17 protein-coding genes are annotated in these 20,734 nt (G+C 50.0%); 12 read left to right on the top strand and 5 right to left on the bottom strand.

Translation table 11 applies throughout. The annotated features are described in order from the left end of the window. Nucleotides 1–31 precede the first annotated feature (31 nt). Complete coding sequence (locus FN808_RS17540; RefSeq protein ID WP_142715924.1) at nt 32–799, bottom strand: electron transfer flavoprotein subunit beta/FixA family protein; 768 nt, start codon at nt 797–799, stop codon at nt 32–34. A 285-nt stretch (nt 800–1,084) separates the two neighbouring features. Here FN808_RS17540 and FN808_RS17545 point away from each other — a divergent pair, with 285 nt between their 5' ends. From FN808_RS17545 to pyk, 3 genes are all read left to right on the top strand, one after another. Beyond that, entirely contained in the window at nt 1,085–1,588 is a 504-nt protein-coding gene (locus FN808_RS17545; RefSeq protein WP_142715925.1) for a cupin domain-containing protein, read from the top strand. A gap of 449 nt (nt 1,589–2,037) precedes the next feature. Continuing rightward, a complete protein-coding gene (locus tag FN808_RS17550) occupies nt 2,038–3,450 on the top strand; it encodes a GWxTD domain-containing protein (RefSeq protein ID WP_142715926.1) in 1,413 nt (470 codons plus the stop codon). 281 nt (nt 3,451–3,731) lie between these two features. Then, the gene (gene pyk / locus FN808_RS17555; RefSeq protein ID WP_142715927.1) at nt 3,732–5,165 is read left to right on the top strand and encodes a pyruvate kinase; all 1,434 of its coding nucleotides are present in this window, start codon (nt 3,732–3,734) and stop codon (nt 5,163–5,165) included. A 79-nt stretch (nt 5,166–5,244) separates the two neighbouring features. Here pyk and FN808_RS17560 read toward each other — a convergent pair whose 3' ends face one another. Further along, on the bottom strand, nt 5,245–6,165 hold the full coding sequence (locus FN808_RS17560; RefSeq protein ID WP_142715928.1) for a 3-methyladenine DNA glycosylase: 921 nt from the start codon (nt 6,163–6,165) through the stop codon (nt 5,245–5,247). A gap of 154 nt (nt 6,166–6,319) precedes the next feature. Between FN808_RS17560 and FN808_RS17565 the strand changes: the two genes are divergently transcribed. Both FN808_RS17565 and FN808_RS17570 read left to right on the top strand, forming a co-directional pair. Continuing rightward, on the top strand, nt 6,320–7,255 hold the full coding sequence (locus FN808_RS17565) for a UbiA family prenyltransferase (protein WP_185958485.1): 936 nt from the start codon (nt 6,320–6,322) through the stop codon (nt 7,253–7,255). A 54-nt stretch (nt 7,256–7,309) separates the two neighbouring features. Beyond that, on the top strand, nt 7,310–7,927 hold the full coding sequence (locus FN808_RS17570) for a thioredoxin family protein (protein ID WP_142715930.1): 618 nt from the start codon (nt 7,310–7,312) through the stop codon (nt 7,925–7,927). A gap of 11 nt (nt 7,928–7,938) precedes the next feature. Here the strand turns inward: FN808_RS17570 and FN808_RS17575 are convergent, their stop codons facing one another. From FN808_RS17575 to FN808_RS17585, 3 genes are all read right to left on the bottom strand, one after another. Continuing rightward, entirely contained in the window at nt 7,939–11,091 is a 3,153-nt protein-coding gene (locus FN808_RS17575; protein WP_142715931.1) for a T9SS type A sorting domain-containing protein, read from the bottom strand. Nucleotides 11,092–11,100: 9 nt separating this feature from the next. Beyond that, complete coding sequence (locus FN808_RS17580) at nt 11,101–11,535, bottom strand: hypothetical protein (RefSeq protein WP_142715932.1); 435 nt, start codon at nt 11,533–11,535, stop codon at nt 11,101–11,103. Between the two features lie 131 nt (nt 11,536–11,666). After that, entirely contained in the window at nt 11,667–12,491 is an 825-nt protein-coding gene (locus FN808_RS17585) for a 3-keto-disaccharide hydrolase (RefSeq protein ID WP_185958486.1), read from the bottom strand. A gap of 204 nt (nt 12,492–12,695) precedes the next feature. On the opposite strand from FN808_RS17585, the gene FN808_RS17590 reads away from it, so the two are divergent. From FN808_RS17590 to FN808_RS17620, 7 genes are all read left to right on the top strand, one after another. Next, entirely contained in the window at nt 12,696–13,883 is a 1,188-nt protein-coding gene (locus tag FN808_RS17590; RefSeq protein ID WP_246068389.1) for an aspartate aminotransferase family protein, read from the top strand. Between the two features lie 205 nt (nt 13,884–14,088). Continuing rightward, nucleotides 14,089–14,907, top strand: a complete 819-nt coding sequence (locus FN808_RS17595; protein ID WP_142715934.1) for a hypothetical protein — start codon at nt 14,089–14,091, stop codon at nt 14,905–14,907. Between the two features lie 329 nt (nt 14,908–15,236). Beyond that, complete coding sequence (locus FN808_RS17600) at nt 15,237–16,352, top strand: PQQ-dependent sugar dehydrogenase (RefSeq protein WP_246068390.1); 1,116 nt, start codon at nt 15,237–15,239, stop codon at nt 16,350–16,352. Between the two features lie 153 nt (nt 16,353–16,505). Then, entirely contained in the window at nt 16,506–17,867 is a 1,362-nt protein-coding gene (locus tag FN808_RS17605) for an NAD-dependent succinate-semialdehyde dehydrogenase (RefSeq protein ID WP_142715936.1), read from the top strand. Between the two features lie 123 nt (nt 17,868–17,990). Then, entirely contained in the window at nt 17,991–18,806 is an 816-nt protein-coding gene (locus tag FN808_RS17610; protein WP_142715937.1) for an LptM family lipoprotein, read from the top strand. 172 nt (nt 18,807–18,978) lie between these two features. Then, nucleotides 18,979–20,040, top strand: coding sequence for a PA0069 family radical SAM protein (locus FN808_RS17615; protein ID WP_142715938.1), 1,062 nt, complete (start codon nt 18,979–18,981; stop codon nt 20,038–20,040). 111 nt (nt 20,041–20,151) lie between these two features. After that, nucleotides 20,152–20,730, top strand: a complete 579-nt coding sequence (locus FN808_RS17620) for a thioredoxin family protein (protein WP_142715939.1) — start codon at nt 20,152–20,154, stop codon at nt 20,728–20,730. Nucleotides 20,731–20,734 lie beyond the last annotated feature (4 nt).

Consider the following 20,734-nt stretch of genomic DNA (forward strand, 5'->3'; position numbering starts at 1 on the left):
AAATTCGATGCTTGAAGGCCTCTGGTGGTGACTAAACAACATTGGCCTCTTCGTCAAGGAGCCGGGCAACTTGGCGGGCTGTCTCTTCCGGTTCGCCTTCAAACTTCTGTCCTGCTTCGCGTTTCGGCTTTTCCCGGTATCCGGTCACCGCTGTTTTGGCTTCAAGGGCGCTTTCATCAATCTCCAGCGCGTCCAGTGCAATGGTTTCCATCGGTTTGCGCTTCGATTGCATGATCCCCTTGAGGCTGGGAATACGTGGTTCATTCATGTCGTTGGAACAGCTGACCAGGCAGGGAAGGGGAAGGGCAATAAGTTCCTGTCCAGCGTCACCCTGCCGTTTTACTCTAAGCTGACCGTTCTGGGCACTGAGTGCCACGGCATTGGTGCTGTAGGGCAGGTCCAGATGTTCGGCAAGCATGCTTCCCGTTAGCCCGGCATCGGTATCCTGAGACTGTTTGCCGCAGGAGATGACATCGTAGTCCTTGTCTTCAAAAAAGGAGGCCAGGATGCTGGCATAGACGGATGAATCGTAGCTTTCCTCACGGGTCTCAATATGGGTGGCTTTGTGTGCCCCCATTGCCAGCGCCTTTCGAATTGTTTCCTTGGCTTGGTTGGGACCAATCAGTACAACCTCCACTTCTCCTCCGTGTTTTTCGGTTAGAACGAGGGCCTCTTCCACGGCGGAGGCATCATAGGCGTTAAGAACGGTGCGGTCGGTGTCCTGGATGAGATTGCCGTTTTTGATTTGGATTGGAGCGTCTATATCCGGTACCTGTTTGATACAAACATAGAATTTCATAGGCAGAAAGTTTCGGTTGGAATGGGCTGTCTTGATCTTGTTTCAAAATCAATATACAAAACCTGATCTTAAATATTCAGTGGGATACTTTTTCCCAAACGATGGAACCCGTTGGATAAACTGGGGTTCAAATGGTCAGTCAGGAGGCCCGGTATACGGAATAGGACAACATATTGGGGCAGCGAAGGAGAGAAGCACATTCTATTTTCAATTGGCTTTTTTTGGTTAATCTCTGTTTCTTCGCCTGCAGGCAACAACAAATATTAGTAACGGAAAAAGGTTTATATGAGTGACAAAGCACAGACAAATCGCATATATCACGAGGTGGTTCAGGATATTAAACGCCAGGGGTTGACCATTGTTGACAAGGATCGCCAGCGGCCGTGGGGTGGTTTTTTTGTTATTGAGGAACAGCAAGCCCCGGCTTTTGCCGATATTTATTTTGACAATCTTTCTGTTGACGATTTAAAAATATCCGGTAAGCTGAGCCCAAAGATATTGATTGTGGAACCCCGAAAACGATTGTCATGGCAATATCACCACCGGCGTGCTGAGATATGGAAGGTGGTCCGTGGCCCGGCAGGGGTTATCAGGAGCGATACCGATGAGCAGGGACCTCTTGAGCGGTTTGAAACAGGAGAAACCATTACCTTGAAGCAGGGCGAACGACACCGGTTGGTGGGGCTTGACAACTGGAGCGTACTGGCGGAAATCTGGCAGCATACCGACCCCGATAATCCATCCGATGAGGATGATATTGTTCGCCTGGAAGACGACTTCGGCCGGTAGGCAAGCGCCCCGGGTATATAGCCGGTCATTGGAGTAAGGCAGGTAGCTTCCATCATGATACCATAGGAGACGGCCCCGACCAGCTTTCTGCCTGGGCAGGGACGGCTCTTCTCGCGGGGATTGGAATAAGGATAGGTGCCGGAATCCATGAGATCGGTTGAGTTCCTTGGTATAAATGATTGGAGTACAAGTTTTGTTAGGGTGTTAAACCGTTGACCGGAAGGTTGCAGGGGATTGCCTGTGGCATCCAGAAAAATTTTAATCTTAATCCTCTGCTTTCTACATTGTAGATGGGCTTATGCATAGCGTTATTGACTGTACGGGTCGGCAGGATGAAGTGCCTTCTGGTATCTGCGTTATTCATAGGTAATATAATATTGCGGCAAGCAGTTGCTAATGTATGTGCTTTTGGGTAGACGGTATCATCATTTAAAATAAAATTATCTGTCATGGACCGTACAAGTCAATATATCTTACTCTTCTTTGCTGCTGTGCTTGCTTCCTGCAGCACCTCCCGGAATCTGAACATAGAACGGGGAACGGGGTACAATTTCAGGGCCGGCCATCCCGAGTTTCGCACTTCGGCTTTTGGCTTTGTGGATGAGGAAAACAAGACGATGCTTGAAATTACCGCAGAAATTGTGAAGGGAAGTCTTATTTACAAGGAAGAGAATGATACACTGCAGGCTCATATTTCCATTGAATACCAGGTACAGGATCTGGAAAATTCAAATAATATTCTGGTTTCAAATCAGCTTGAACAGACAGTCAAGAGCACCGATGAGGCTGTTACTTCTACCCGGGAAGCCCTTGATCTGAGTTTCACTCATGCCGTGGAGCCCAGCCGGTACCGGGTTTTGGTCAGCATTACGGATCTTAATACCAATAAAAACATCACGCAATCGGTAGAGACGGCAATACCGGAGACCCAGCAGGGGGAGTACAATTTATCAAACATCCAGATGTTTGGGAAAATTAACGGGAAAGAGGGGTGGGAGCCCATGAGTACTTACGACGTGAAGGGCAAAGTGGACTCTCTTCAGTTTGTCTTCCAGGTTATCAGTCCCCGTTCAGACAAGCGGATGCAAATACGCTCGCGATTGATCCAGTTTGAATCGGATACCAGTTATCCACGGCCCATGCACTATGCCAATTACAGTCCCTCTTCCATTGAATACAAGGGTATTGATTATGATGAGGAGACGGAGCTGCAATCCAGCCAGCGTATTTTGACCGATTACAGCAGTACCTACATTGAATACAGGTTTGCCAACCCGGGCCGGGGAAACTACCGTTTTGAAGTCAATGCCCAGCGCGGAGAGGAGGAAGAACTGTTTAAAGCCCGTGATTTCGGCGTAAAAAGTAAAAATTATCCCGCGGTTGGATCCGCAAGGGAGCTGGCCCGTCCCCTGATTTATCTGATGGGCGAGGGTGACCATGAAGACCTGATGGCGATAACCGACCCCGATTCTTTAAAAAAAGAGGTGGACCGGTTCTGGCTGAAAAATATAGGAAATACCAACGAGGCGCGGCAGGTCATTGAGATGTACTACCAGCGTGTGGAGGAAGCCAACAAGCAGTTTTCCAACTTCAAGGAAGGCTGGAAAACCGATCTGGGAATGATCTATGTGATGTTCGGGGCGCCCTGGTACACGGAAGATCATCTCAAGGAACTGATATGGTACTATTCCTATAACCACAGCGACCCGGAGTATTCCTATTACTTCAATCAGCCCAAACTGAAAAATCGCTACTTCCCCTTTTACCATTTCATCCTGCGGCGAAGCAACTACTACTATACGGTACAGTACCAGCAGCGGCGCCTATGGCTGTCGGGGCGAATACTCACGCGACAGATTTAAGCCGGCATTCCTACTGGCCCGGTAGGTAGCAAGCTGCAGAGATCCCGGGGACAATGGATTCGTGGAAGTCCCGCCCGGGTGAGTCGTCTAACCCTGTACTGGGTCTGTGATTTATTTTACGGCAGTATTTTGCGTGTGCTTTTTTAAAACTTTCCAGATATCGTTTCCAAATTATATTTCATACATTAAAGCGCTTTCATTTGGTGGTTAACTGTGTTGTTAAAACAGTAGTCACAAGCGTTAGAAGATGAATCTATAACTATGGAAAGATCAGATAGTAGATGAATACAGGCGAACGACGGACAAAAATTGTTTGTACCCTGGGACCCAGCAGCAATTCCGAAGAGAAAATAGATGCGCTGGTACGCAACGGTATGAACGTGGCGCGCATAAATTTTTCGCATGGTACGCACGAGCAGCACGCAGAGGTCATAAAAAGATTGCGGAAGATAGCTGACCGGTACGAGGTCAGTTTACCCATTTTGGCCGACTTGCAGGGACCTAAAATCCGGGTTGGCATGATGAAGGATGGAGGACAGCCGGTCACGGAAAACGATTACCTGACCATAACTACAGAAAATATTGAGGGTACCTCTGAGCGTATTCCCGTTGATTATCCGAACCTGGTGCAGGATGCTTCGGAAGGCAACCGTATTTTAATTGATGACGGGCTTCTTGAGCTGAAAGTGATTAAAAAGAATGAGGACAGCCTGGTAGCCCAGGTGGTGGTAGGGGGGCTGTTAAAGTCGCGCAAGGGCGTCAATTTGCCGGATGTGGATATCAGCATGTCTTCACTGACTGAGAAGGATGTCAAAGACCTGGAGTTTGCCGCCGCGAAGGGTGTAGATTACTTCGCCATGTCGTTTGTCCGCTCGGCCGGTGACATACAGGATGTGATTTCAAGAGTCCGGGCCGAGGGATCCAATGCCGGCATTATCGCCAAGATTGAGAAACCGGAGGCTATTGAGGTCATAGATGATATTATAGAGGAATCGAACGGTATCATGGTTGCACGGGGCGACCTGGGCATTGAAATTGCGAGCGAGAAGGTGCCACTGGTACAGAAGATGATTATTGACAAGTGCCGAAAAGCGGGCAAGCCGGTGATTACAGCTACCCAGATGCTCGAATCAATGGTGGAGAACGCGCGTGCGACGCGAGCTGAAAGTTCTGATGTGGCGAATGCCGTACTGGACGGCACCGATGCGGTGATGCTGTCGGGCGAGACGGCCGCGGGGAAATACCCGGTCGAGGCGATCAAGACGATGGATAAAATCTGTCGATCCATAGAGAAAAATGCCCCGGATATGTACCGCAGCCTCGATTACCGTCAGCCGGAATGGAAAGAGAAGCAGATTATAGAGTCACTGGCCCATTCATGCGTTGTGCTGGCCGATAACGTGGAAGCCCGGGTGATCAGTACGATAACACACTCGGGAACCACGGCCCGGCGAATTGCCAAGTTTCGCCCCCGGGTTCCCCTCGTTGCCTTTACGGAAAGCGATGAGGTGCGTCGACAGCTGGGACTGGTATGGGGCGTGCAGCCCGTGAAGATCGATGAGATCTTTGATACCGACGAGAGCGTGCGTATGATGGAGGATTACCTGAAAGCCCACGGGCTTGCACAGGTGGGTGAGCGGGTGATCATTGCCACGGGCATGCCCATCGCCAAGAAAGGACGAACGAATATGATCAAGATCAGTACGATTGAGTAGTGGTTTCGACATGATACAAAAGCATGGACGATACCAGGGGGCGAGAGAGGACGGCCGGGATGTCGTTATGTAGTGGTTTTTATGTCGGAGGGGACTCGTCGCCGAGTGCATTCAGCAGCTGGCGGTATTCCTTGATCAGCTGCCGGCGAATAGGCTGTGACCGTTCGAAAATACTGCGCTGTTGTTCCACGTAGGCAAGACGCCCCTTTTCGGTTTCTATCTTAATGGGTTCCAATCCCCGTTTCCGCAGGTCATAGGGACTGGCTTTCATATCGACGATCCGGGTTTCTACGGCCAGCTCAAAGGCCTGACGAATGGTATTACTTGAAATCCACGGGAACATTTTGAATGCCCATTTGTAAAGGTCCATATTGGTATGAAGACAGCCGGGCTGCTCCATTTGGCTGAATTTCTCCCGGTTCAGTGCAAACTTATTTTTCGGTTTTGCCTCGTCAGTAAAAAAACGGAAGGCATCAAAATGGGTGCAGACCAAGGGACGGGATTCTACAAATTCCGCCAGTTTGTCCTTGTCCATGCGAAGCGGGATATGCTGGTGTCTGATACGGTCAGCTTTGTATACCATGGCCCATTCGTGCATGCCAAAACACCCGAAAGAGGGACGTTTGTTGGCTGAATTCTGCAGTACCTCCAATATCCATCTGAGCGAAGAAATACGCTCCCTGGGAAACTGGGCTAGATCCAGGAAGCAATGATTGTCCTCCGAACACATCTCCTCAAACCGCCAGTTGTGGGTGGCCCCGTCAACCAGCAGTGTTCCGAAGCCCGGTGACCAGCTGCGCAGCTTTGAGGGACGAAAAGCGTAATATTCAAAGAGAAAATCCATGACAGGATCTTTCTTTTGGTTGCTTCTCCGCTCAAGGTACGGATCAACCACCCCTCCGATCTTTTGTGTGTGATGTCTTTTTTGCTGGCTCCATTCTTTCGGGGGCAGCTGCCTGTGAATATGTGCGGCCGTTGCTGTTGACTTGGATACTCTCATAACCTGTAAAATAGCAATCTTTTAATAGATTGATAAGTGGTAAATGCAAATGATGAGCTGCGGAGCAGCTGGTTTCCTGCGGCATGCATATAAGGGTGGATAGAAACCGTTAAAATTGCTATGCTACGGTTTGAACACTCACAAATATTCATATGTGATTGAATCGAAGCGAGGCAAGGCGGGGTGGATATTGCAAATATGGCATTTTGTAGTACACCTGCGGCTTCATTACCAGCTGTTTATTCTTTCGGGAGCTTTTCTATTGGGGGCACTTTTGAGCGAGAACTTCCATGCGGGGTGGTTCGCGGTTCAGTTTCTGAATGTGCATATCCTGCTTTTTGGAGGCGCTACAGCCTATAACTCATTCTGGGACAGGGACGAAGGGCCTGTTGGAGGACTGGTGAATCCGCCCTCAATGACCCAGTGGATGTGGTTTGCTTCCCTGCTTATTCAAATGATAGGCTTACTACTGGCCCTCCCGATGGGGACGTTTTTTGTGGGTATCTATAGTTTGAGTATGCTTTTTTTCTGGCTGTACTCTTCTCCCTGGACTCGATGGAAGGGAAGTCCACTCAAGAGTCTCGTAGCTATTGGCATCAGCACGGGCTGCAATGCCGTATTGATGGGCTACTATGCCACGGGGTTTGGTCCCCTCTACAGTTCCGTATGGATTGCTTCTGCAGGCGTCACCCTGATGCTGCTGAGCTTGTACCCGGTTTCTCAACTTTACCAGCAGGATGAAGATTATAAGCGCGGAGACCGGACTTTTGCCATATCCTATGGTCGATATGCGGTGATACATTTTTTTGAATTCGCCTTTCCTGTGGGATTATTGATGGTAGCGGTTGCCATTGGACTGCATCACGTGATGCTTGGCATTGCTTTTGGCATTACAGGCGTATTGGTGGGGCTCTTGGTCAACCGGAAACTGAAAGGAATGATGGAAGAGCGCAGCGATGACTATCAGAGTGTGATGCAGATAAAATACCGTACCTCCCTGGCCTTTGTTTCTTTTTTGACCATCGCCCTGCTGGCCAAACACCTTGATTTTTTTAATTCTTTGCCGTTTGTTGAATGGTTTTTGCAATGACAGTGTTGTACTGTGCCGAATCAACGACCTATAAGATCAATTTCTTGACAAATTATGAGTGAAACAGCAGAAGCATTAATTACGCCTGAACTCATCGCTGAGAGCATGAGCTACCAGGAATACCGCAGCATGATTGATGGGCTGCTTGAAGAGGATAAAACCACCGGAACCAATCATTCAGAAGCAATGATCGGATACACCCGGATGAATGTGCATCGGATGAACCGACTGGACAAGCAGGTACAGCTATCCGCCCCGCTGAAAGAGGCCCTGAAGGCTGTAGACGACTCGTGGATCTGGCTGGTACTTACCGAGGCGTGGTGTGGTGATGCAGCTCAGAATATCCCGCCTGTTGCGCGTATGGCTGAGCAAAATGACAATATTGCCTTGCGGCTTATTCTGAGGGACGAGAACCTCGATATCATGGATGAATACCTGACCAATGGCGGTCGCTCTATCCCCAAGCTGGTTTGTCTGGATGCTGATACGCTTGAAGAGATTGGAACATGGGGGCCCAGGCCAGCCACAGCGCAATCGATGATTCAGCAGATGAAGCAGGAAGAGGATCCGGATAAGAAAGAGTGGGTAAAGAAGATCCAGAAATGGTACGCCAAAAACAGGACTGAAGAGCTGCAGTCGGAGTTTACAGCTCTTGTTAAGGAATGGAGCTGAGCGCCTGTTTATTATTTGATGAGGGTCATTTTTTTGGATGTCATTTTCGTTCCTAATCCGGATTTGGCAACCAGCCGATAGATATAGACGCCGCTGGCCAGACCGGAAAGGTCAATTTCCTCATCATAGGAACCGGCATTAAAGGATTGATTGCGAAGAGGTTCCGTGACCTTCTGCCCGTTTATAGAATATATTGTCAGGCTTACCTCACTGTCTTCGGAAACATCAAAGGGAATATTGGTGGTGCTTCTGAAGGGGTTGGGATAATTCTGCTTAAGGGCAAAACTGTTGGGCGGGAGTACGGTGAAGGTAACAGCCGAGGGTTCCGTGCCGTCGACGCGGACTTTAAGCAAGACATCATTGTCAGGAGCCTCCGGCAGGATTGCATCACGCGGCACCTCTATAGTGAGTTCTGTGGCAGAGGCTTCAAGTACGGTAGCGGGGGTCTCCTTGCTTTGGTTGTTCAACCTGTCGATCAGCGTAACCTTATTTTCGGATAGGACCGTACTGAATTCAAAGTTTACAGCTCTTATGATCAGGGTGGAGCCGACCCTTTGTTCCGCGTCCTGAAGCTCAATGCGCGGAAGTTCCGTGATGTCTATTGTTCCACCGAAATCGCCGGTCGTCATACCGCGGCCATGGGTGCCGGCGGCAACATTACCGTCCGTAATCCTGGACGCCAAGTCTGACGTAACAACATTTCCGATAACATCCTGTGCCTCCTGTCCCCACTCGGTATTGGAACCATCAAGAACCTGGGTGGAATACAGTCCTATGCTGGTCCCCAGCAGGTAGACCGTGCCTCCTTTTGCCGGGATGATAGCCGCCGACCGCAAAGAGGGTCCCGGATTGGTGTCATTACCTGTCAGGTTGCCTTCCACCGCTGTCCAGCTTTCCCCCCCGTTGGTGGAGTGATAGAGACCGGTAATGTTGTAGTTTGAAAGCACTGCCAAAACTTCGTTGGCATTGGCGGGATTTACGGCAATGTCCTTGATGTATGCGCCATTCAGTCCGGAGTTACCAGGAAGGGAAACGTCTTCGGCTCCATCGGTAGCCGTATGGGCATTCTGAAGACGTTTGATGACGGGAGCTCCGTCAGATGCATACCCACCGAGGTAAAGAATATTGGCGGGTACGGTGGAAACCTCCAGGGCGGAGACGACATAACCGCTGCCCACGGATATGTTATTGAGTTCTTCCCACCCTTCTGAGGCCCCGGAACTGGAGTTGTCGTTGGGGATATTGTTTAGCTGGGTATTGCGCCAGAGGTGGTTGCCGCCGGCATAGTACATTGTGTTTTCATTGTTGGGGTCCACCTGGTATGGGTGGATAAACAGCTGATTCTCTGCCGATGATGGGTAGACATAGGAGAGTGCACTGAAATCGTCTTCCCACCGGATAACGCTTCCTTCCTGTTGGGAAACATAGAGATAGTTATCGGTAAAATAGGAGTAGCCCCCGTCGCCGGATGAAATATCCTGGGTTTCCTGCACCACTTCCCCGCCGGATTGGAAAAATGGGGTCCCATTGTCCTGGGTTCCGCCCATCAGGCGCGTATCATCGGCACTGGGGGCGATGGCGGCGGTATAAAATTGCGAGGTCACGTAGTCGTCATCGCGGTCCTCCCAGCTTACCGAAGTGGCCGTGACATCCGAAGTATAGCTCAGTCCACCGTCATGGCCCGCCCACAGACGTTCAGGATTATCCGAGGGCTCGGGGAAAATAACCCGGTGCTGGTCTGGGTGCTGATTGGGATAGGAAGAATAACCGTTATTTTTATTGTAGCCGCCGATCCAGTATTGGTCCTTCTGGTTCTCACTGTCCGGATCATAACCGCCCGAGGGAGCTGTGGCAAAACCGTCGGTGGATCGAAACAGGTTGATGGCGCCAAGGATGACAAAATTTTCATCGTCCGGTTTTACGGCCACCTCCATATTGTAGCCCCCCTGCATTCCCATGTATCCGGATCCCTCACCTTCAGAATCGCGAAAGTCCGGCAAATTTTCAGAACGATCTTCAGCGCTGCCGCTGCCGAGATCGATTTTATGAAAACTCACCCCCTGATTGGAGGTGTTGTTCACTCCTTTCAGCGTAAGAATATAGAGGACATCAGAATTGCTCGGGGCAAAGCTCAAGACACTCCGCCGGTGGGTGGAGGGATAGGTGTCGGGAGTGATTTCGGTCCAGTTTTGACCATCATCGGTCGAAATGAACACCCCTGGATTATGATTGGAAGAAGTGGCGTTGCTGGACTGCTGATCATCAAAAGAAGCTTCGGAAATGACGGCTGCCACGGTTCCGTCTGCGGCCACCGCCACATCACAGAACAGCTGTTCACCCGCCGTGCCCAGGGTTGGCCCCGAGAAGGTTTCTCCGTCTGTGGATCGATAGATGCCAAAACCGTTGCTGGCTATAAAGACGGTCCCTGACGAGGGGCTGACAACGATCCGGCTCACTGTATTGTAGGGAGCCACCAGTCCCTTGGCCTCGGATCTTGCCTGCGGAAGAAGGGACCAGGTGCGGCCATTGTCAGTTGATTTATAAATCCCCTCCCCATAGTAGGCTGCACCGGGAGCGCCTGCCGTGTTGCCCAGGATTTCACCGGAGGCATAGTACCAGGTATCCTGGTTCTGCGGATCCTGGGCTACAGAGGTAACACTAAGATTTGACAAGTCGGGCGTGCGGAGCTGCCAGCTTGCACCGCCGTCCGTAGATCTCCACATACCCCCGGATACGCCGCCGGCAAGTACAATGCTGGGATCACGCCGATCAACCGCTAATGCGCGTGTTCTTCCGCCCAGGTCGAAAGGCCCGGCGTGCGACCAGCTGTAATCAACCGCTTGAAATGAAGGATTCTTGGCTTTCCTTTTGCGTCGAACCTTTTCGATGGCAGGCAGTGTGCGTGCAAACTTCAGTTCCCTGTTACGAATGTTTATGGGAATGGAGTTGGTGGCCGGATCGCGCATAAGCCGAAAGAAATATTCGGATCGAGCCGCCTTTTTTTCGGCGCGATCCATTTTACCCATCTGCTGATCGATGCGATCAGCCAGGGAGGCGGGATGTTCGGTGGAGGAAGAAAAATAAGACCAGAGAAGTATGCCGCCCGCCACCAGCAGCAACATTCCCAGAATCTTCAAAAATCGTTTTGTACCGTTTGAACTCATAACAATAGCTTAGCTTTCAATGTTGATTAGCGACCATGAGACCCCGCCCGGAGTACCTTCTAAAGAGATGTCATGCTGCAGCCCGACTTTTATGCTGTCTTCCGTTGCGATATCATCAAACTCTTTTACAACAGCAATAGCAAGGGTGTCTCCCGGTGATAGGGGGGGCGTTGACGGGCCATACTTTGAAATACGGATAATCCGCAGCCTTAAAATTTTGGCTGACTTTGACTGGTCACTGGGTTCGAGGGATATCATGGCTGCTACCAAGCGGACCTGTCCGGGGGGGAGGGCAGGCTTGGTAGGAGCAATTGCAGGGATCGTATCGGAGGGCGTCTCTGTCTGCGATGGGTGGGGTGCCGGATTTTGCGGGCTATGGTCTTTCGAGCTTTTGCAGCTGTTAGCCATGAACATAAGCGATATCAGGGCCACAATGTATGTCATCAGCGTTGAAGGTTTTTATCTTGCATCTGTTTATTAGGTGCGACCTGACCAAATTTCAGGCTCCTGTCATCCCGACTTCGTTTCCTGTAGTATTCCCATAAAGGGCTTCAGGATCCATCCGGTCCATTCCGTTAATCGTCCAGTGGCAGGACCTCAATTTTTCGGAATTGGGTAGGATGGCTTTCAGCCTGGATGGATATTGTGCCACGGTCGATTAGCAGGTCGTTCCCTTTTATCAAAGGTTGTGCGGTGACGTCCCGCTTGTCGTACTGGGGATCGGTATAATCCATAACCAGCTCTCCATTAACATAGTGCTTGATAATCTGGCTTCCTCGCACTTCTACTTCCACTGTCACCCACTGGTCTCCGTGATAGGTTTTGGAATTGGAGTTGGTGCAGTGAGGGGTGAAGAGTTCCCCGGCCATGATAACATTAGTACCAGGCGTACACAAGTTGGCCGTTGACCGTGCATCTTTGCCATTGCCACCCAGCAGCTGAACTTCAATGGAAACAGGAAATTCCTGATCCCGGGCCATCGTTTCAGGTTGTTGCCCGTGCAGCATAAGGCCGTTGTTGCGGATGGCCCAACCCTCGCCTCCTTTCACCTGTTCACCAATAAAGCGGTATTCTGCCCGAATTCGGTAATTGGAAAAGGAATCTTTGTAGAAAAGATGTCCGAACTCCCCGTTGAATTCATCCCACTCGCTGTAGGAAACCGTCAGAAGCCCGTCTTCAACCCTGAACGTATTATTATAGTTGACGCCTGTCTCATAACCCGTGAATTTTGGCGTCCATCCATCCAGGTTTTTACCGTTGAACAGCGTAATCCACTCGCCGCTGGAATCGGAAGCGGCAGAATTCTCTTCGGCAGGCACCAATGCACCGGCGAAGATAGCAGAACAAAGCAAAAATCCAAGAATAAAAACATGTCTCAGGGGGGAGAAGCGATTCAACATAGGGTTCATATAGTAAAATCAGACATTATAAATAACGCCGGCAATCAAGAAATTGATACCTGGCAATCTGTTAAGGTTGTATGATACTGCAGGGGTTCTCTATTCGGAATAATGTTCGCTCTTTTGCTTCTGTTAAAAGCTGAGCATCTAATACCTTATATTATACCCATAAGCAGTAATCATTAAAAAAATATTTCATCAGCTGTGAAAAATAAATCGTCTTTTTATCGTCACGTTGCACAGACGAGCGATGCGCCGATGGGGCTGGAGGTAGAGCGGGCAGAAGGCCCGTTTATTTATACCACCGATGGGAAACGATATCTTGATTTTATTTCCGGCATAGCGGTAAGCAGCCTCGGTCATTGTCATCCCCGGGTTATAGAAGCGGTGAAAAAACAGGTGAACCGCCATTTGCATGTAATGGTATACGGAGAATTCATCCAGGAGCCGCAGGCAGCTTATGCTGAACTGTTGAACGCTCAGCTCCCGGACTCCCTCGATCGGGTGTACTTTGTCAACAGTGGAACCGAAGCCAATGAAGGGGCCCTGAAACTGGCAAAAAAACATACCGGACGGCATAAGTTTGTGGGCTTCCGCCACGGCTATCATGGCGATACGCACGGTTCGCTGAGTGTGACCGGCCGGGACGTATACCGGGATCCCTACCTTCCGCTGCTTCCCGATGTTTACTTTGCAGATTTCAACGGTGAGGATGCCCTGCCTCTTATTGATGAGCAAACAGCCGCCGTTATCCTGGAACCCATCCAGGGAGAGGGCGGCATCATTCCGGCCGATAAAAAATGGTTGAAGGCGGTACGCCAGCGATGTGATGAGGTAGGCGCCCTCCTCATTTTTGATGAAATCCAGACCGGCTTCTACCGCACGGGATCGCTCTTTGCCTTTCAGAAATACCAGGTAGTGCCGGATATACTTTGCCTGGCGAAAGCAATGGCCGGGGGCATGCCCATGGGCGCTTTTGTGTCCTCCTCTGAGATCTTTACTTCCTTTATGCATGATCCGCCGCTGAATCATGTGACCACTTTTGGAGGCCACCCGGTATCATGCGCCGCCGCTCATGCCACGCTTTCCGAATTACTGGACAAGGACTTTGCATCGCGGGCGGCAACGATTGAAGAGGTCACCCGCAACCAGCTGAATGCCGAGGGAATTGTTGAGGTGCGTGGCCGGGGAGCGATGCTGGGCATGGAGCTTGAAAGCAGTGAACTGACGCAACACGTAGTAAAGGACTGTCTGGAGCGCGGGATTATTCTGGGGTGGACGCTGCATTCCAATACCCTGGTGCGGCTGGCGCCTCCCCTCATCATCGATAAGGATTTGCTTGCTGAGGCCCTCGGCATTATCAACAAAAGGATTCGCAGCCGGACAGAATAATTTTATTTTTGGGAGAACATTTCTCTAAATAACCGGTATACATTGACAAGCTGGGCACCCGAGAGGTGGCTACGAGTACGACCAGCGATTGTATTACAGTGTATGTTAACTAAAATATCCAGAAGCTTGAGGGCAAAGAAGAGAGAAGACTAATCTTTGGTAGTCAATCAAACAGGCCTGACAGCCAATAGGTAACAGAATATTTATGACAAGACGGTTATCAGTGTACCCCATCCTTGCTTTGCTAAACATCTTTTTAATCGTATCGTGTTCCGATGACCCCTCATCTGCGAGCAGCGAGCCGCCCGCACTTCCTCCGGGCACTTCTATGGAAATGGATTTTTCCTCCCTTCTCAGCAGTCAGAATACCGAGAGTGCAACATCCCAGGATATGAATTTTTATGTCCAGGCCGTTTACAAGGCCGGCACACTCGAAGGTCTCATTGATGGAACACTGGCAAAGCCCAGGAAGCTGCTGGCTGCAGCCCGGGATACAATGGGCCGGCTAAATAAAGACCAGCGCTGGGAATGGGGGTACCTGCATGCCCTGAATGATGTGCAGTATCAATCCCGTTTGGTGGCAGAACAGATTGCCGCTAAAACAGTGAATTGGTCTCTTTATGTGACCGTTGATTCCCTGGATATCCGGGACCAGCTGTTCTTTGACGGTACTACCATGAACGACGGAACCGAGGGGACCTGGACCTTCAACCTCTTATCGGACGGGGAGGAAGAGGCCGCCAAGTTAAACTGGGAGCTGCCGGGTGAAAGTTCATCGGACTTCTTTCTGGAATTGAATATTCTTTCTGACGGCAGCGACAGTGATATTAATTATATAACCTATGCAGGCGAAGGTCAGGTCCGAACGGTTGAGTTTTATAATGCAGCAAGTGAGACGACATCCACCATCCAGTGGAATACGGAGAACCGGTCGGGCTTTATCATTGATCCTGATGTAAATGACGGTGAAAAGGCGTGCTGGGATAGCGAATTGCAGGATGATTTAAACTGCAGCAGAGAGTAGCGGGCGGCAGTGCAATGATTTGAATGAGATTGGAATATCTTCTGAACTGTATTTTATCCACAGACGGAAGGGTAGCCTGAAGATGCATTGTGACATCTAAGGCAAACCTTTCAGTGGGTGCCTGTCAGTATTAGGAAGTCGGAAAAATTATCTTCATCTTCTTTTCAGGAGACATCGATATAACCACCGTCGATTGATTTTGCACAGAATTATTTTGATGGATTATCACAAGGGATACTAAACTATAACGCTCAACACCTATGAAAGTACCTGCCTCTATGTATTCACTACTATTGATTTTCTTTATGATATTCACCAGCTGCTCTGATATGGAGAAAAATCCAAATCAGGAGCAGCCTCCTTCCGCCGAATCATACCAGCTTGTGGAAGCTTTTCCGGAACTTGCGTTCAACCGGCCGGTCGACTTGCAGCACCCGGGAGATGAAAGTAACCGGTTGTTTGTGGTTGAACAGCGGGGGATCATCTCTGTATTTCCCAATGATCCCACGGTTCAGGAGGCCACTACATTCCTGGATATTGAAGATCAGGTGGACGATGCCGGTAACGAAGAGGGACTGCTGGGGCTGGCATTTCATCCCAACTACGAGAACAACGGCTACTTCTATGTGAACTATACCACGCCGGATTCAAAGACACATATCTCCCGGTTTCGTGTATCCGGTGACAACCCCGAACAGGTTGTGAAGTCCAGCGAAGAGGTTTTACTTACCTATGAACAGCCGTTTGATAATCATAATGGGGGACAGCTGTCCTTTGGTCCCGACGGCTACCTGTACATTGCCGTGGGTGATGGCGGTTCGGGGGGCGACCCTCAGGGCAACGGCCAGAATCGTGAGACCCTGTTGGGCACCATCCTGCGTATTGATGTGGACGGTCAGGAGGAGGACAAGTTGTATGCAATTCCGGATGACAATCCGTTCGTGGATAATGAGCAGGGATTCCGGGAAGAGATCTATGCCTATGGACTGCGTAATGTGTGGCGATTTAGCTTCGATGCGGAGAACGGCCGGTTGTGGGCCGGGGACGTCGGTCAAAATAGCTATGAAGAGGTCGACGTTATTGAAAATGGCGGTAACTATGGATGGAATATCATGGAGGGCAACCATTGTTTCAGTCCCGAAACCAATTGCGATCAGACGGGCCTGAAACTCCCCATCTGGGAATATGGCCGGAGCGAAGGGGTATCCATCACCGGGGGATTTGTATACCGGGGACCTTCGCTGCCAGGCTTGGAAGGGCAGTATATTTATGCCGATTACGCCTCTGGGCGGATTTGGGCGCTTGACCATACCGATATGGAAAATCCTGTCAATTCGGAGTTGATGGATTCGGATATCGCTATTGCTTCATTTGGGGTAGATGCCAACGAGGAGCTCTATATATGCGCTTTTGACGGTAAAATTTATAAACTGAGCGCGGAATGAGATGGAACAATAGAAATTAGTAGGTTGCCTGATTGTAGCAGTGAACAACTGTTTCCCGAAGCCGTTCTCATGCCCGCCCCTTATGGATGGTGAATGACGGATGGCTTTGTTAAGTTACAGAAAATTATCAAATACAGCTAAGAAGAGGGTCTTATGAAATCTGTAAACCCAGCCACCGGCGACGTTATTGCTACCTATGAAAAGACGACTGATCAGGAACTGCAGGCCATTGCAGAGCAGGCTGATAAAGCCCAGCAAAAGTGGCGGAACCGCAGCTTCGACGCCCGGGCGGCCTGCCTCCGGGAAATGGCCCGGCTGCTGGAGTCCAACAAGGAGAAATACGCGGAACTGATGGCGCGGGAGATGGGAAAACCACTGGCCCAGGGACAGTCCGAAAGCGAGAAATGTGCCTGGGTATGTGAGTATTACGCTGATCATGCGGCTGACTTTCTGGAGGATGATATTATCGTGTCAGACGCAGAGAAAAGCTATGTGACGTATAATCCCCTGGGGACTGTTCTGGCCGTCATGCCCTGGAATTTTCCCTTCTGGCAGCTTTTCCGTTTTGCCGCGCCCGCTCTGATGGCCGGCAATGCTGCTATTCTCAAGCATGCCTCCAACGTGACGGGTTGTGCCCTGGCTATCGAAGAACTGATGCATGAATCGGGGATCCCCCGGGAACTGTTTCGCACGGTGGTAGCGGGAAGAGAACAGGTACAGGATCTGATACAGAATGAACATATTGCTGCCGTAACGCTCACCGGCAGTACGCGTGCGGGGAAAGCAGTGGCCTCGACGGCCGGGGGAGCTCTTAAAAAATCGGTGCTTGAGCTGGGAGGCAGTGATCCCTATCTCATTCTGGCCAACGCGGATGTGGAAAAAGCGGCAGAGACCTGCGTAACCTCCCGTCTCATTAACAGCGGACAAAGTTGCATTGCGGCCAAGCGATTTATTGTCGTTGAAAAGCATTACAAACCATTTCTGGAAGCTGTTACCGAGCTGATGAAAGGCAAGCACTTCGGGGATCCGTTTGAAGAAGGGATCGATCTTGGTCCCATGGCCCGTGAAGATTTGCGCGATGAGCTTCATCAGCAGGTTCAGCACAGTATTGAGGCAGGGGCGCAGTGTGTCTTGGGAGGTAATGTACCCGCGCGGCCGGGGGCCTTCTATCCGCCCACCATTTTGACGGAGGTAGGTCCGGGTATGCCTGCTTACGAGGAGGAGTTGTTTGGTCCGGTGGCTGCGGTCATCAGGGCCGGGGACGAACAGGAAGCGATACGTATTGCCAACGACACCAGCTACGGTCTTGGGGCGGCGGTCTTTTCAAAGGATGTGAACCGGGCCGAGAAAATAGCGGCCCGGGAACTGGAGGCCGGCTGTTGCTTCGTTAATGCTTTCGTTAAATCCGATCCGCGTCTGCCGTTCGGGGGCATCAAACAATCGGGTTTTGGCAGAGAGCTCTCTCATTTCGGAATCAAAGAGTTTGTAAATGTTAAAACGGTCTATCGTGCATAGACTGTTGCAAATCCTCTTTTTGAGGGAAGTCTGATATTCCCATACTTTTTTTGAGCCTATTTGATGGGTAAATACGTATTACTGAATAGAAGACTTTTTATTAACCCAAAATGAGGAGATGTTATGAAACGAATAAGCTATGCATTATTAATTGCGGTCCTGGTTGTTGGATTGGCTGGCTGCGGCGACGACAGCAGCAGTACCGGTCCCGATGTCAAGGAGGATCCGCCCCAGATACCGGATTTGACGGAAGTGGCTCAGCCGGATATATCCTTTTTTGAAGAAAACAATCCACAGGGCCAGAAAGGAAAGCAAATATTGGAAGATGAGTATTCCAATTTTACCACAGCCCGCTTTAAGGCAATTTTTGGGACTTTCTTTGCTTCCTTTGGTCAGGTTTACATGGGATTTCTGAATCCCGCCTATGATAATTCCCCCGAATTTAATGATGGCGAGTGGGAGTGGTCGTATAATTACTCGGCCGAAGGCCAGAGCATGTCCATGACCTTCACCGCCCAGGATCTGGGGACTTCCACCGAATGGGCCATGTATATTTCCTACAGTGATGGCCAGGGGAACGGCTATGAAGACTACAAGGTGATGCAAGGGTCAACCACTGATGACGGAGCCCAGGGCAGCTGGACATTCAATACCCTGGATGAGGAAAACAGTACCGAAACGCCGGCCGCAAAAACGGAATGGAATGCCGCCAGTGATACGGAGCGAACGATCAATACCGAGATCTATGATAATGGCGCCCTGGATACCACCTTCGATTATGAACAAAACGGGGTTGAGCATACCATGACATTCGAAGAGGCGGGTAGTGCCGACATCGATGTTGTCTTCTGGAATACCGATACTCAGACGGGTTATGTTATTGAAGATGGTTCGAAAATGTGCTGGGATGCAAATTTTCAGAATGTTGCCTGCAGCTAGGGCTGAACCACATTAATTTATGAGAGAGAGTCGACCCCGGATGTAAGGTCCGGGGTTTTTTATGGTGTTGTGTAGGCAAGCATTTGTTTTTTTGGTTCAGAGATGACACGATGCTGTCAGTACTATCGTTATATTGGCAAGAGAGGATTTGATTATAACGAAAATTAGTGTCATGCCGAAGGATAGTCAGAATCCCATCCGTGGAAGAGGAGCTTCCGATAATCCGATGAACCGTTTTGAGGATGAATATCTTGATTACGATCTGGATGAGGAAACCGGCCAGAGGCCGGCTCAGAAGACCAAGTTGATTCGCGATGATACCAGGGAGATTTTATCCCAAAACAACAGCCCGGATATCCCTTTTACCTACGGGCTGAATCCCTACAGGGGATGCGAGCATGGGTGTATCTATTGCTATGCAAGGCCCACTCATGAATTTTTGGGATTTTCATCAGGACTTGATTTTGAGTCGCGAATCATGGTTAAGTATGACGCAGCGGAAAAACTTCGGGTGAAATTCGCTTCAAGAAGCTGGACCCCCGAGCCCGTCATTATGAGCGGGGTCACCGATTCCTTCCAGCCGGTTGAGCGGAAGCTCCAAATAAGCCGTGCCTGTCTGGAAGTCTTTGCTGAAGCCCGCAATCCTGTTGGTATTATTACTAAGAATTACCTGGTGACACGCGATATGGACTTTTTGAGTCAGCTCGCGGAATACGATGCCGTCCATGTGACGCTGTCGATTACCACACTGGATCGCGACCTGGCCCGCGTAATGGAGCCGCGTACCTCTCAACCAAACCGCAGGCTGCAGGCAATAGAAAAGCTCGCTGATGCAGGAATTCCGGTGGGGGTCAATGTAGCACCTATTATCCCGGGTTTGACGGATCATGAATGTGTAAATATCCTGAGACAGGCCAGGGAGGCGGGGGCCACGTATGCAGGCTATACCATAGTTCGTCTTCCTCACAGCGTCAAAGATCTGTTTCCAAAGTGGCTGGAACAGCATTTCCCTGAAAGGAAAGACAAAGTACTCAATCGGATCAGGGATATCCGGGGCGGCAAGCTGTATGAGAGTACCTTTGGGAAACGATTTAGCGGTGAGGGGGCCTTTTCGGATCAGATTAGAAAAATGTTCCACATACACACCCGGAAGTTCGGATACAGGGAAACATGGGAGCCGCTCTCAGCGGAGGCTTTCAGGCGACCGGAAACAGGGCAGCTCCACTTATTTTAAATTGGATCTTTTGTTCACATCTCTCCAACCATTTTATATATTCAGGGAACTGAGCAGCACAACTTTTTGTACCTTCAATCTAACTGACAAACGCAACAAATATACTCAATTATGTCCAATACGCCATCCACCATGCTGGAACTTGGAACCCAAGCTCCGGAATTCCGACTGTTCGATACCGTAAACAATCAGCTTGTTTCTCTGGAAGATTTTGATAACGCCAAGGGACTGCTGGTGGTATTCATTTGTAACCACTGTCCTTTTGTACAGCATATTCTGGATGAATTTGTTATTACGGCTCGTGACCTTCAGCAGAAGGGGATCGGTGTTGTTGCCATCAGTTCCAATGATGTGGAAAACTACCCGGATGACAGTCCGGTTAAAATGGCGGCACTGGCTCGCGAAAAACAGTTTTCATTTCCCTATCTCTATGATGGAACCCAGGAAGTCGCCAAAGCCTACCGCGCAGCCTGTACGCCCGACTTCTTTCTCTTCGATGAAAATGACAAGCTGGTATATCGTGGTCAGTTTGATGACAGCCGCCCGGGTAATGACGAAGCTGTATCCGGTCAAGATATTCGGGAGGCCGCCGACCTGCTGTTTGATGAAGAGGTAAAAGAGGAGCAAAAACCGAGTATGGGTTGCAATATAAAATGGAAATCCGGCAATGAACCGGATTATTTTGGATAGGAGG

The sequence above is a fragment of the Fodinibius sediminis genome, assembly GCF_900182555.1.
Lineage (GTDB): Bacteria > Bacteroidota > Rhodothermia > Balneolales > Balneolaceae > Fodinibius > Fodinibius sediminis.

What these genes read in the sequence shown, in the direction of transcription:
- FN808_RS17540 (WP_142715924.1), bottom strand. Translation starts at nt 799, where the DNA reads ATGAAATTCTATGTTTGTATCAAACAGGTACCGGATATAGACGCTCCA.
- FN808_RS17545 (WP_142715925.1), top strand. Translation starts at nt 1,085, where the DNA reads ATGAGTGACAAAGCACAGACAAATCGCATATATCACGAGGTGGTTCAG.
- FN808_RS17550 (WP_142715926.1), top strand. Translation starts at nt 2,038, where the DNA reads ATGGACCGTACAAGTCAATATATCTTACTCTTCTTTGCTGCTGTGCTT.
- pyk (WP_142715927.1), top strand. Translation starts at nt 3,732, where the DNA reads ATGAATACAGGCGAACGACGGACAAAAATTGTTTGTACCCTGGGACCC.
- FN808_RS17560 (WP_142715928.1), bottom strand. Translation starts at nt 6,165, where the DNA reads ATGAGAGTATCCAAGTCAACAGCAACGGCCGCACATATTCACAGGCAG.
- FN808_RS17570 (WP_142715930.1), top strand. Translation starts at nt 7,310, where the DNA reads ATGAGTGAAACAGCAGAAGCATTAATTACGCCTGAACTCATCGCTGAG.
- FN808_RS17575 (WP_142715931.1), bottom strand. Translation starts at nt 11,091, where the DNA reads ATGAGTTCAAACGGTACAAAACGATTTTTGAAGATTCTGGGAATGTTG.
- FN808_RS17580 (WP_142715932.1), bottom strand. Translation starts at nt 11,535, where the DNA reads ATGACATACATTGTGGCCCTGATATCGCTTATGTTCATGGCTAACAGC.
- FN808_RS17585 (WP_185958486.1), bottom strand. Translation starts at nt 12,491, where the DNA reads ATGTTGAATCGCTTCTCCCCCCTGAGACATGTTTTTATTCTTGGATTT.
- FN808_RS17595 (WP_142715934.1), top strand. Translation starts at nt 14,089, where the DNA reads ATGACAAGACGGTTATCAGTGTACCCCATCCTTGCTTTGCTAAACATC.
- FN808_RS17600 (WP_246068390.1), top strand. Translation starts at nt 15,237, where the DNA reads ATGGAGAAAAATCCAAATCAGGAGCAGCCTCCTTCCGCCGAATCATAC.
- FN808_RS17605 (WP_142715936.1), top strand. Translation starts at nt 16,506, where the DNA reads ATGAAATCTGTAAACCCAGCCACCGGCGACGTTATTGCTACCTATGAA.
- FN808_RS17610 (WP_142715937.1), top strand. Translation starts at nt 17,991, where the DNA reads ATGAAACGAATAAGCTATGCATTATTAATTGCGGTCCTGGTTGTTGGA.
- FN808_RS17615 (WP_142715938.1), top strand. Translation starts at nt 18,979, where the DNA reads ATGCCGAAGGATAGTCAGAATCCCATCCGTGGAAGAGGAGCTTCCGAT.
- FN808_RS17620 (WP_142715939.1), top strand. Translation starts at nt 20,152, where the DNA reads ATGTCCAATACGCCATCCACCATGCTGGAACTTGGAACCCAAGCTCCG.